This window comes from Streptomyces sp. NPDC002870 (assembly GCF_042888505.1).
Lineage (GTDB): Bacteria > Actinomycetota > Actinomycetes > Streptomycetales > Streptomycetaceae > Streptomyces.
The window spans coordinates 281,831-293,912 of the sequence record NZ_JBIAPW010000007.1 but is presented as its reverse complement, the minus strand read 5'-3'; the positions used below and the strand labels follow the sequence as shown (position 1 = coordinate 293,912).

At 69.6% G+C, this 12,082-nt stretch carries 11 protein-coding genes; 2 read left to right on the top strand and 9 right to left on the bottom strand.

Going from position 1 to position 12,082, the window contains the following annotated elements; all coding sequences use genetic code 11:
* Window positions 1-418 precede the first annotated feature (418 nt).
* On the bottom strand, window positions 419-1,426 hold the full coding sequence (locus ACFYWY_RS12315) for a stage II sporulation protein M (protein WP_389183762.1): 1,008 nt from the start codon (window positions 1,424-1,426) through the stop codon (window positions 419-421).
* 147 nt (window positions 1,427-1,573) lie between these two features.
* Here ACFYWY_RS12315 and ACFYWY_RS12310 point away from each other — a divergent pair, with 147 nt between their 5' ends.
* Window positions 1,574-2,674 carry an RDD family protein gene (locus ACFYWY_RS12310; protein WP_389183814.1) on the top strand — a complete coding sequence of 367 codons (1,101 nt, stop codon included), beginning with the start codon at window positions 1,574-1,576 and terminating at the stop codon, window positions 2,672-2,674.
* 18 nt (window positions 2,675-2,692) lie between these two features.
* Here ACFYWY_RS12310 and ACFYWY_RS12305 read toward each other — a convergent pair whose 3' ends face one another.
* The 8 genes from ACFYWY_RS12305 to ACFYWY_RS12270 form a co-directional block, all read right to left on the bottom strand.
* Window positions 2,693-3,307 carry a hypothetical protein gene (locus ACFYWY_RS12305; RefSeq protein WP_389183759.1) on the bottom strand — a complete coding sequence of 205 codons (615 nt, stop codon included), beginning with the start codon at window positions 3,305-3,307 and terminating at the stop codon, window positions 2,693-2,695.
* 153 nt (window positions 3,308-3,460) lie between these two features.
* Window positions 3,461-4,918, bottom strand: coding sequence for an adenosylhomocysteinase (gene ahcY, locus ACFYWY_RS12300; RefSeq protein WP_389183756.1), 1,458 nt, complete (start codon window positions 4,916-4,918; stop codon window positions 3,461-3,463).
* Window positions 4,919-5,489: 571 nt separating this feature from the next.
* A complete protein-coding gene (locus tag ACFYWY_RS12295) occupies window positions 5,490-6,467 on the bottom strand; it encodes a cation diffusion facilitator family transporter (RefSeq protein ID WP_389183753.1) in 978 nt (325 codons plus the stop codon).
* A 99-nt stretch (window positions 6,468-6,566) separates the two neighbouring features.
* The gene (gene manA, locus ACFYWY_RS12290) at window positions 6,567-7,760 is read right to left on the bottom strand and encodes a mannose-6-phosphate isomerase, class I (RefSeq protein WP_389183749.1); all 1,194 of its coding nucleotides are present in this window, start codon (window positions 7,758-7,760) and stop codon (window positions 6,567-6,569) included.
* Between the two features lie 103 nt (window positions 7,761-7,863).
* Complete coding sequence (locus ACFYWY_RS12285) at window positions 7,864-9,000, bottom strand: SIS domain-containing protein (RefSeq protein ID WP_389183746.1); 1,137 nt, start codon at window positions 8,998-9,000, stop codon at window positions 7,864-7,866.
* Between the two features lie 37 nt (window positions 9,001-9,037).
* Window positions 9,038-9,220, bottom strand: coding sequence for a Trm112 family protein (locus ACFYWY_RS12280; RefSeq protein ID WP_389183743.1), 183 nt, complete (start codon window positions 9,218-9,220; stop codon window positions 9,038-9,040).
* Between the two features lie 219 nt (window positions 9,221-9,439).
* A complete protein-coding gene (locus tag ACFYWY_RS12275) occupies window positions 9,440-10,804 on the bottom strand; it encodes a phosphomannomutase/phosphoglucomutase (protein ID WP_389183740.1) in 1,365 nt (454 codons plus the stop codon).
* Window positions 10,805-10,949: 145 nt separating this feature from the next.
* Window positions 10,950-11,378, bottom strand: a complete 429-nt coding sequence (locus ACFYWY_RS12270; RefSeq protein ID WP_389183737.1) for a DUF3499 domain-containing protein — start codon at window positions 11,376-11,378, stop codon at window positions 10,950-10,952.
* A gap of 274 nt (window positions 11,379-11,652) precedes the next feature.
* Between ACFYWY_RS12270 and ACFYWY_RS12265 the strand changes: the two genes are divergently transcribed.
* A complete protein-coding gene (locus tag ACFYWY_RS12265; protein WP_307665943.1) occupies window positions 11,653-12,081 on the top strand; it encodes a metallopeptidase family protein in 429 nt (142 codons plus the stop codon).
* The last annotated feature ends 1 nt before the right edge of the window (window position 12,082 follow it).

Genomic DNA, 12,082 nt, shown 5'->3' with positions numbered 1-12,082 from the left:
TTGGCACGCTGTTGAGTTCTCAAGGAACGGACGCTTCCTTCGTACTCACCCTCTCGGGCTTTCCTCCGGGCGCTTCCCTTCGGTCTTGCGTTTCCAACCTTACCAGACTCTTTTTCCATTCCGTTTCCGGTGAGGAATTCGAATCCAGTGGCCGATTGGAGAGGCCTGTTTGCCTTTCGGCTGACCCGACGTTATCAGAAGCATTTCGGTCGACCTAATCGACCTTCGTGATCCGGATTAAGAATCGAGAGGCTCTGCGGGAATTCAATTCCCGTCGAGAGCGAGAGAGACACTAACGGTCACACTCGCACTTGTCCAGTCCGAGGCAACCGTTTGAATCTACCTCCCCACTGCTCCCGTGTCAACGGGTTCCGTGGGGCGGAGAGGAGACTAGCAGGTCAGAGGGGGCGATCGCACATCAGGCAGCGGCCGGGAGTTCGGCGCTGCGGTCTGTCTCCTCCACGTCGCCCATGTCGCCCATTCGGGCGGCTCGGCCGCCCAGGATGTAGACGTACGCCAGAAACGCCAGCTCAGCGACGATGCCGATGGCGATACGCGCCCAGGTCGGCAGGCCCGAGGGGGTGACGAAGCCTTCGATCACGCCCGATACGAACAGGACGAGGGCCAGGCCGATGGCCATGCCGATCGCGGCGCGGCCCTGTTGAGCGAGGGCCGTGCGGCGGGACTGCGGGCCGGGGTCGATGACCGTCCAGCCGAGACGGAGTCCCGTGCCTGCGGCGACGAAGACTGCGGTCAGTTCGAGCAGGCCGTGCGGGAGGACAAGGCCCAGGAAGACGTCGAGGCGACCCACCGATGACATCAGGCCGATGCCGACGCCGAGGTTCAGCACATTGAGGAAGAGGATCCAGATCACCGGGAGGCACAGGAACGCTCCCAGAGTCAGGCACATGGCGGCGGCCTGGGCGTTGTTCGTCCAGACCTGGGCGGCGAAGGAGGCCGCGGGGTGGCTGGAGTAGTACGTCTCGTACTCACCGCCGGGGCGGGTGAGCTGGCGGAGTTCGTCGGGGGCCGCGATCGCCGACTGGACCTCGGGGTGGGTGCCGATCCACCAGCCGATGATCGCGGCGAGGACCGTGGAGAGGACCGCGGTGGGTATCCACCAGTGGCGGGAGCGGTAGACAGCCGCGGGGAAGCCGGCAGTGAGGAAGCGGACCGCGTCGCGCCAGGTGGCGCGGCGGGTGCCGGTGACGGTGGAGCGGGCGCGGGCCACGAGCTGGGTGAGCTTGCCCGTAAGCATCGGGTCGGGGGCGCTGGACTGGATGCGGGAGAGGTGTGTGGCTGTGCGCTGGTAGAGGGCGACGAGTTCGTCGGCTTCGGCGCCGGTGAGGTGGCGTCCCCGGTGCAGGAGGTGCTCCAGGCGGTCCCACTCGGCGCGGTGGGCGGTCACGAAGACATCGAGGTCCATGGTCGGCTGCTGCTCCAGGCACTGGGTGCGTACGGTCCGTACTACTGCACTACTGCGGCACTACTGCACTACTGCGGCGCGCTGCGGGCCAGCTTGGCAGACTGAGGATCAGGGGCAGTGGAGATCTACGGAAAGGGGCGGGCAGCGGTGAATGCGCTTGTGACGGGGGATGCGGTTGTACTGGGGCTGCAGCCGGCGAAACTGCCGAGCCGAGCGCTCGCTCTCGTGATCGATCTTGTGGTCGTGTGGACCGGGTTTCTCCTGATATCGCTCGGGCTCGCGGTGGCGACTGCCTCGCTGGACGAGGCGGCGGTCATGGCGGTGTCGATCGCGTCGTTTCTGCTGGTCCTGGTGGGGGCGCCGATAGCCGTGGAGACCCTCAGCCACGGGCGCTCACTCGGAAAGCTCGCCTGTGGGCTGCGGGTGGTGCGGGACGACGGTGGGCCGATCCGGTTCCGGCACGCGCTGGTGCGCGGGGCGATGGGCGTGGTGGAGATCCTGATGTCGTTCGGGGTCATCGCCTGTATCGCTTCGCTGGTGTCGGCGCGGGGGCGGCGGATAGGGGATGTGTTCGCGGGGACGCTCGTGGTGCGGGAACGGATGCCGGCCGCGCGGGGAATGGTGATGCCGTCTCCGCCGCCATGGCTCGTCGGACGGTTCGCCGAACTGGATCTGTCGGCGGTGCCTGATGATCTGTGGCTTGCGATACGTCAGTACCTGACGCGGATGAGGCAGCTGGACCCGGCGGTGAGCTGGTCCATGGCGGGGCGGCTGGCGGGTGATCTGGCGGCGCGCACGGGAGCTCCCGCGCCGGAAGGAGTACCGCCGGCCGCGTATTTGGCTGCTGTGGTGAACGAGCGGCAGGCGCGTGACGCCCGTCGGGCCTTCGGGGCAGGGGCGAGGGCAGCCGCAGGGGCAGCGGGCGGTGGCGCAGCAGCCGCGGGCGCGGTGGGCGCAGGGGCGGGTGCTCCAGCCACGGGATCGGTGGCCGCAGGCAGCCGGCAGCCGGTTGGCGCTGGACCGGTAGACGCGGAACCGGACGCAGGACCGGACGCAGGACGGGTGAACGCGCGCCCGGGTGCGGCGGGGCCGGCGATCGCCGGTGCGGTTGAGGCGGCGGGGGCCGCAGGTGCTCGTGGAGCGGATGTTCCGCTCGGGGTGGCGACAGGGGCCGAGCCGGTATCGAGGCCCGCCTCCGAGGCCGTGGCCGACTCATCTCCCGCCACCGGATTCGCACCGCCTGCGTAGGTCGGTCGCCAGGAGACGTCAGGGGAAGACCGAGGGCGGGGTCTCGAGGTCTTCGAGTTCGATGCCGGGGGCCCCGAGGACCACGTCGCCGGCGATGTGAACGATGTGCTGCTCGCCCGTGTCCAGGGCGCTGACCTGGTATTCGTCCACTGTCAGGGGGCCATTGTCAGTGGCATGCGCTTCACTCTTCATCAGGGCCCAGGACTGGTCGAGAGTGCGGGGGGCGAGGACAGGATCCGTGAAGGCGACGAGGCGGACGCGCGTCGCGGGGGAACCGGGGGTGAGGCGCAGGAGACGTGCGGTCGCGACGAGGAAAGCAGGGGATGTGCCAGTGAAGGCGTGGGCGCGGACATTGCCTTCGGTGGCATGAGTGCCGGTGGGGTCGGTTCGGACCCAGGTGACGCCGTCGAGGGCGGCACCGCGGACCTGCCAGCTCGCGGCGTGGAGTTCGAGACGGATGGGACGGCCGAGTTCGTCGAGGGTGAGGTCGACGGAGCCGGCGTGATCGCCGGAGGGGGTGGTGATCTGGGAGACGTAACGCCAGCCGGAGGGGCCGGGGGCGCATTGGAAGTGTTCTTCGCCGAGGGGGGTGTGATCGTGCGGATCGTGGAGCGAATAGCGGCCGCGGGGCATGGGGTCGTAGGTGTCCTTGTGCGGTGAGGCTCTGGATGTCGAACCAGGAGCCGGAGCCGTTCGGGGACGGTACGGGGCAGGCCCCCGACACGGGGGTGCGGGGGCCTGCCTGGTACCGCTGGTACCTGCTGCTGAGGGTGTGTCAGTAGCCGATCAGTAGCGGTAGTGGTCGGACTTGTACGGGCCCTCGACCGGGACACCGATGTAGTCGGCCTGCTCGGGGCGGAGCGTGGTCAGCTTCACGCCGAGCGCGTCCAGGTGGAGCCGGGCGACCTTCTCGTCCAGGTGCTTGGGCAGCACGTACACGTCGGTCGGGTACTCCTCCGGCTTGGTGAACAGCTCGATCTGGGCCAGCGTCTGGTCCGCGAACGAGTTGGACATCACGAACGAGGGGTGACCGGTCGCGTTGCCCAGGTTCAGCAGACGACCCTCCGACAGCACGATCAGCACCTTCCCGTCCGGGAACTTCCAGGTGTGCACCTGCGGCTTGACCTCGTCCTTGACGATGCCCTCGACCGCGGCCAGACCGGCCATGTCGATCTCGTTGTCGAAGTGACCGATGTTCCCGACGATCGCCTGGTGCTTCATCCTGGCCATGTCCCCGGCCATGATGATGTCCTTGTTGCCCGTCGTCGTGACGAAGATGTCGGCCGTCTCCACCACCTCGTCCAGCGTGGTGACCTGGTAACCGTCCATCGCCGCCTGCAGCGCGCAGATCGGGTCGATCTCGGTGATGACCACGCGGGCGCCCTGGCCGCGAAGCGACTCCGCACAGCCCTTGCCCACATCGCCGTAACCGAAGACGACAGCCACCTTGCCGCCGATCAGCACATCGGTGGCACGGTTGATGCCGTCGATCAACGAGTGGCGGCAGCCGTACTTGTTGTCGAACTTCGACTTCGTCACCGCGTCATTCACATTGATCGCGGGGAAGAGAAGGAGGCCGTCCCGCTGCATCTCGTACAGACGGTGCACACCCGTCGTCGTCTCCTCCGTGACGCCGCGGATCTCGGACGCGAGCTGCGTCCACTTCTGCGGGGCCTCAGTGAGCGTGCGGTTCAGCAGACGCAGGATGTGGCCGTACTCCTCGCTGTCCGCGGTGGCCGGGTCCGGGGCCGAACCGGCCTTCTCGAACTCCACGCCCTTGTGCACCAGGAGCGTGGCGTCGCCGCCGTCGTCCAGGATCATGTTCGGGCCGCCGGTGGGGGTGTTCGGCCAGGTCAGCGCCTGCTCCGTGCACCACCAGTACTCCTCCAGCGTCTCGCCCTTCCAGGCGAAGACCGGCACGCCCTGCGGCGCTTCCGGGGTGCCGTTCTGGCCGACCGCGACCGCCGCGGCGGCGTGGTCCTGGGTGGAGAAGATGTTGCAGGACGCCCAGCGCACCTCGGCGCCCAGCGCGACCAGCGTCTCGATCAGTACGGCGGTCTGCACGGTCATGTGCAGCGAACCGGTGATACGCGCGCCGGCCAGCGGCTGCGCGGCGGCGTACTCCTTACGGATCGACATCAGACCGGGCATCTCATGCTCGGCGAGAGTGATCTCCTTGCGTCCGAAGGCGGCGAGGGAAAGGTCGGCGACCTTGAAATCCTGGCCGGTGGCGACAGTCGACATGCGAGCTGCTCCTCGTGATTGGGTCGAGGGTGGATACGGCTGGCTCTGCGGCGGCCATAGGCATACCAATGCCCGGGCACTCGCAGTGCAGTCCGTCGGAGGCCCTCTCTCCCTCGGCCGGTCCGCACAACGGGACCGCCCGACCGCCATCAGCAGCGCGACGTCTGACTCTCGTCACGAATCTACACCGATCGGCGCAGTGGGCCCCAGCCCGCCCGGCTGGGTTCTGGCCACATCCGGGGCAGTCGGCCGTGGCAATCAGGGTCACGGGGCTTTGACGAGGCGCTTCTCTGTTGCGCGCTGCTCTGCGGATCGGAAGCATCCGCACGATCTGCGCCGCGAAGTGTAGGGAGAACCACGTGACCAGTCCGGCGAGCGAGCAGCGGATGTTGAAGCTGCTTGCGGTGACCGCCTGTCCGACAGGCATCGCCCACACCTATAGGCCGCGGAGAAGCTGGCGCAGGCGGCAGACACGCTCGGCATCGAGATGAGCGCAGCACGTCGAGGGCCGCCGCCTCGACGAGACGGCCCCGCGCCCGTGTGGGCGGGGGGCCGTCTCGTCGTACGCAGCTCAGTGAGCGGCGTCCGGGCCCGGGCCGCCCGGGGACTTCGCCGGGTTGACGCCCGCCGCTGCCGCCGACTCGCTGTAGATGTCCGGCTCCAGGTAGATCACGCGGGCGATCGGGACCGCGGCGCGGATGCGCTCCTCCGCCGCGTTGATCGCGGCCGCGACCTCCGCGGCCGTGTCGTCGTGCTGGACGGCGACCTTGGCCGCGACCAGCAGTTCCTCCGGGCCGAGGTGGAGCGTACGCATGTGGATGATGCCCGTGACCGTTTCACCGTCCACCGCCGCTGCCTTGATCTTCTCGATGTCGTCGATGCCCGCGGCCTCGCCCAGCAGCAACGACTTCGTCTCGGCCGCCAGGACGAGTGCGATCACGATGAGCAGGACGCCGATGCAGAGCGTGCCGATGCCGTCCCACACGCCGTTGCCCGTGACCAGGGCCAGGCTCACGCCGCCGAGCGCCAGGACCAGACCGACGAGCGCGCCAAGGTCCTCGAGGAGCACGACGGGCAGCTCGGGGGCCTTGGCGTGGCGCACGAACTCCGTCCACGACTTCTTGCCGCGCGTCTCGTTGGACTCCCTGATCGCCGTACGGAAGGAGAACGTCTCGGCGATGATCGCGAAGACGAGGACGCCGACCGGCCAGTACCAGGCCTCGATCTCGTGCGGGTGCTTGATCTTCTCGTAGCCCTCGTAGATCGCGAACATGCCGCCGACCGAGAAGAGCACGATGGAGACGAGGAAGGCGTAGATGTAGCGCTCACGGCCGTAGCCGAAGGGGTGCTGCGGGGTCGCCTCGCGTTTGGCCTTCTTGCCGCCGAGGAGCAGCAGGCCCTGGTTGCCGGAGTCCGCGACCGAGTGGACGCTCTCAGCGAGCATCGACGACGAGCCGCTGAACAGGAACGCAACGAACTTCGCTACCGCGATTGCGAGGTTGGCGGCGAGTGCCGCCACGATCGCCTTGGTTCCGCCTGACGCGCTCATGAGTGCCGGATGTCCCTTCGTGCCTACGTCGGTCGCCGCCCAGGCTTTGCCCGGTCTTTGCGATGCGCCATTGTTGCAGCCCCTGAAAACGGCGCCGCGTCAGGCCACCACAGTGGCTCGGAAGACCGTGCCCGCGCTGTCGCCGGTGCCCGAGATCTCCACCTTGTCCCCCGCAGGCACGAACGCCGACTCTCCTGGGGCGAGGGTCAGATCGCCGGCCGTCACGCTGCCCGCCGTGCAGAGCAGGATCTGCGGGGTGTGTGCGGTGAGGTCGCGGGGCGCCGCGTCCGGCGCGATGACGTAACGCGAGAGGCGGAATTCATCGATCGGGGTGTCGTAGACCTCTTCTCCCGACGGCGAGGCCTCGGGGCGCAGAACGCCGGGGTCGCTCGCCTCGAAGCGGACGATGCGCAGCAGCTCCGGGACGTCCACATGCTTGGGGGTCAGTCCACACCGCAGCACGTTGTCGGAGTTGGCCATGATCTCCACGCCCAGGCCGTTGAGGTAGGCGTGCGGGACGCCGGCGCCGAGGAACAGGGCCTCGCCGGGCTGGAGTTGGACGTAGTTGAGCAGCATCGCGGCGATGACGCCCGGGTCGCCGGGGTAGTGGTGCGCGATCGAGGCGTACGGGGCGTAGGCGCCGCCGAGCCGTTCCGCGGCGGCCGCGGCCTCCGCGACGGTGGCCGCCATCTCGTCGGGGTCGGCGGTCAGCACCGCGGTCAGGACCTCGCGGAGCGCGGCCTCCTCCGGGTGGGCGTGCAGGAGGTCGACGTACGGCTTGAGGGAGTCCACGTCGAGTCCGGCGAGAAGATCGGCGGCTGCGAGGGGCGTACGGAATCCGCACAGGCCGTCGAAGGGCGTCAGCGCGCAGATCAGTTCGGGCTTGTGGTTGGGGTCCTTGTAGTTGCGGTGCGGGGCGTCGATCGGGACGCCCGCGCCCTCCTCGGCTGCGTAACCCTCCTTCGCCTGCGCGAGGTTCGGGTGGACCTGGAGGGAGAGCGGGGCGCCGGCCGCGAGAATCTTGAGGAGGAAGGGGAGACGCGGGCCGAACTTCTCGACGGCCGCGGCGCCCAGTTCGCCCACCGGGTCGGCGGCGATCAGGTCGGAGAGCGGCTGCTCGGCGGCGTTGCGGGTGTCGTGGCTGTCGCGCGTGACACGGGAGGGCGCTCCCGGGTGGGCGCCCATCCACATCTCGGCCTGGGGCTCGCCGGTGGACGCGATGCCCAGCAGTTCCGGGATGGCGGTCGTGGAGCCCCAGGCGTAGGGGCGCACCGTGTTGGAGAGACGATCCATGGTCTTCCCGGTTCTTCCTGTCTTCCTATTGCTTTGCGTTTTGCTTTGCGTTGCTTTGTGGGACTTGCTTGCGGGACGTGTCGTCACGTCGCGGGACGTGTCGCTACTTCGGGGTGTGGGAGGCCGCCAGGGACAGGTAGACGGCGGCGAAGTCGGTGATGGCGAGGAGTTCGGCGATCGACTCAAGATCGGTGCCCTCCGCCGGTTCCAGCTCGCTGATCGCGGTGTCGTGGCTGAGCGCCAGTTCGCGGGCGGCGGGCGCGGCGCTCAGGCCGCCGACGGGGCGGTCGCGCAGCAGTACGACACGTGCCCGCAGCGCCTGCTGCTCCTCGACACGGTCGCGGAAGAAGTCCTCCGGGTCGGCGCCGCCCGCGAAATCGCCGGTAAGCAGCACGCCGTGGGCTGGGAGCGCCTCGGGGAGCTCGGCGGCGAGGGCGGGGCGGCCGGCCAGCTCTGCCAGTACGGCGGCGAAACGGCGGCCTGCCGGGGCGGCGCCCGCGCCCTCCGTCCAGATGAGCGGAAGGCTGTCGGCGAGCTCGGCGGCGAGCGTCTTGGCCGGATTGCTGTACGTCGCGATGGCCGGGCCGCACCGTTCGGCGGCGTGGTCGAGGCGGTCGGCGACCTTGGCGAGGGTCTCCGGGGGCGCTTCGAGCAGGTCGACACGGTCGAGAAGGACGAGGAGGGGGGTGAACAGGGCCCACAGCTCGCCGGGGCTCGCGGTCTGGATCTCCTCGTACATCTCGTGCGGGGCGGTGGCCATGGGCACCACCAGGCCGTGGATGCCGCCGACGGCCTCGGAGAGCGGGGAGCGCTCGGGGGCGACGGCGACGACGCTGCAACCGCGGCGGTACGCCTGCTCGGCGAGGAGGGCGAGGCCTGGTTCGCTGCCGTCGGTGGTCGCGACAAGGAGAAGGTCCACGGAGCCGGCCCAGCCGGGGAGCGCCCAGCGCAGCGCGCCGGCGGCGGGGGCTACGCCGGTGGGGTGGATCCGGGTGACGGGGGCGGAGGCTCCGGCGAGGGCGCCGATGAGGTCGGCTACGCCTGTTGCGGCGGTGCCGGCGCCGGCGAGAAGGACGGCGCGGGGGCGGCCCTCGGCGGTGAGCTCGGCGATGCCGGCCTCGGCGGCGTGCCGGGCGGCGGTGCGTAGGCGCGCCCCGGCTTCTGCGGCGCCTCGGAGCAGTCCACGGCGATCGGCGCGGGCCAGGGCTTCCGGGGCGTCGAGGAGTGACTCGTCGAGCATGGGGGTGGGCCTCCGATGATCGCCGTGCGGTGGTGGGTCAGGCGGGGCGGCGTGCCTCGTCGACGAGGAGTACGGGGATGCCGTCCCGAACCGGGTAGGCCAGGCCACAGTCCTTGGCGGTGCAGATCAGCTCCGGGGTGTCGGCTGCCGTGCGGTCGCTGAGAGGGGCGTGGCAGGCCGGGCAGGCGAGGATCTCCAGGAGGCCGGCTTCGAGCGGCATGTGTGGTGTGTCCCTTCGGGCATTTCGCATGTCGAACATGCGGTCGCGGTGATCCGGAATGAGCGACGTCAGCGTACCGCTGGGGGGCGGGGTGCGGCGCGTTCTGGGGGAACGGGCGCCCGTACTGGGCGGGGCTGTTCCTTGTGCGCGCCCGGCCGGGGCGGGGCGTTCCCCGACCCCTTCCGGCCGCCCCATCCCCTTCCGCCCTTGGTCCGGGCGTTATGCCCCCCGGACCAGTCCCAGCACCTCGTCCCTCACCTTTGCCATCGTCTGCGCGTCACGCGCCTCCACGTTCAGGCGCAGCAGCGGCTCCGTGTTCGACGGGCGGAGGTTGAACCACCAGTCCTCCGTCGACACCGTCAGGCCGTCGAGCTCGTCGATCGTGACGTCCTCGCGGGACGCGTACGCCGCCTTCACCGCCGCCGTGCGGGCCGCCTGGTCGTCGACCGTGGAGTTGATCTCGCCCGAGCCGCTGTAGCGGTCGTACTGGGCGACCAGCTCCGACAGCGTGCCGTCCTGGCCACCGAGCGCCGCAAGGACGTGGAGGGCCGCCAGCATGCCCGTGTCCGCGTTCCAGAAGTCGCGGAAGTAGTAGTGCGCCGAGTGCTCGCCGCCGAAGATCGCTCCCGTACGGGCCATCTCCTGCTTGATGAAGGAGTGGCCGACCCGCGTACGGACCGGGGTCCCGCCGTTCTCGCGGACCACCTCAGGGACCGACCACGACGTGATCAGGTTGTGGATCACCGTCCCGCCGGGGTGCTTCGCCAGCTCGCGCGCCGCGACCAGCGCCGTGATCGCCGACGGCGAGATGCCCTCGCCCCGCTCGTCCACCACGAAGCAGCGGTCCGCGTCGCCGTCGAATGCGATACCCAGGTCCGCGCCCTCGGACAGGACGCGCGCCTGGAGGTCGACGATGTTCGCCGGGTCCAGCGGGTTCGCCTCGTGGTTGGGGAAGGTGCCGTCCAGCTCGAAGTACATCGGTACGAGAGTGACGGGAAGGGGTTCGAAAACCGTCGGGACCGTGTGGCCGCCCATCCCGTTGCCGGCGTCCACGACCACCTTCAGCGGACGCATCGACGACAGGTCCACCAGCGACAGCAGATGCGCAGCGTAGTCGGTGAGCGTGTCCCGCTGCGTCACCTTGCCCCGCTCGGCCGCCGGCTCCGGGGCGCCCTGTTCGGACCAGGACTCGACCAGCGCGCGGATGTCCGCCAAGCCGGTGTCCTGGCCCACCGGCGCCGCACCCGCGCGGCACATCTTGATGCCGTTGTACTGCGCCGGGTTGTGCGAAGCGGTGAACATCGCGCCCGGAATGTCGAAATTCCCCGACGCGAAGTACAGCTGGTCCGTCGAGCACAGCCCGATCAGCGTGACATCCGCGCCCCGGTCCGCGGCCCCCCGCGCGAACGCCCCCGAGAGCCCCGGCGACGACGGCCTCATGTCATGGCCGACGACAATCGCTTCCGCGCCCGTCACCTGGACGAACGCCGCGCCGAACAGTTCGGCCAGCGCCTCGTCCCACTGATCCGGCACCACCCCGCGGACGTCGTACGCCTTCACGATCTGCGACAGATCAGCAGTCACGGGCCAACCCTCCTGGAGTCTCTGCGGTCACCTCAAAGTACCCGCACAAACTAGGGGAGCATCCAACCCGGCGCTGCCGCGCGCCAACGCCGCTCGGATGTCGGCGAGTTGCGCCGGGGCAGTCAGCCGCCGCGAACCGGGCGGTTCAGGAGTCCGGGGAACGCAGTACCCGCAGATGGCCGCGGCGCGCGACCTCCATCGGGTCCGCCGTCCGCCGGCCGTTCTGCGCACCGGCCTCGGCCGCACGCCCCTGAGGACGGGCCGCTTCCCGTACGGCATTGGCGAGCGCCTCGAGATCGTCGCCGCAGGGCCGGGCCGGCACAGAGCCGTCGGTGAGCCGGACGACCTCCCAGCCGCGCGGGGCGGTCAGGCGCTCACTGTGCTCTGCGCACAGGTCGTAGCAATGGGGCTCGGCGTAGGTGGCGAGCGGGCCGAGGACCGCAGTCGAGTCGGCATAGACGTACGTCAGTGTCGCGACGGCAGGGCGGCCGCACGCGGTGCGCGAACAGCGACGTACAGGGCTCACGACGTTGGACGGTACCGCACTCTTGAGCGGGCTGCGACGACTCTCCACCAGGTCACTCCACCGTGTCGTGCTGTGACGTCGGTCATGGCGACTCGCCCAGCAACTGCCCTGACCTGCACGGAAAGAGACACGCGCGGTCGGCGACCGCCCGTGATCCGGTCATGACTTGACGTAAATGAGGTCAATCACGACGAGATCGGCGATCGCGGGGAGGTATGCAATCGGGCCCAAGCTTGGCTGGAATGTTCAATTAGCGACAAGCTTCCCGCCCGGCGCGCGCACTCGATCGCCGCGCGCCGGGGAGAGCTACTCTGCGTCAGTGATGGACAGTCCCGTACCTCCCCGCCCGACCGAGCCACGGCCGCGCCGTCGCGACCGCCACGGCCGCGGCATGCGCGGGCCCGTCGCCCCGCCCCAGGTGCCCCTCGCCGCGAGCCGGGCCGAGTCTTTCCGGGACCTCGTGCAGGACTCGGTGGAACGGCTGGAACGGCGCTGGCCGCAGCTGGCCGACGTGGATTTTCTGGTACTGGACGTGCCGGGCGCGCCGGAGGGGTCAGTGCCGCTGGGCAGCTCGGTTCCGGCGAACAAGGGACAGCCGGCTCAGATCGTGGTCTACCGGCGGCCCGTCGAGATCCGTACGAAGAATCGCGACGAGCGGGCGCTGCTGGTGCACGAGGTGGTCGTGGAGCAGGTCGCGGAGCTGCTGGGGCTGGCGCCGGAGTCGGTGGATCCGCGGTACGGGCAGGACTGAC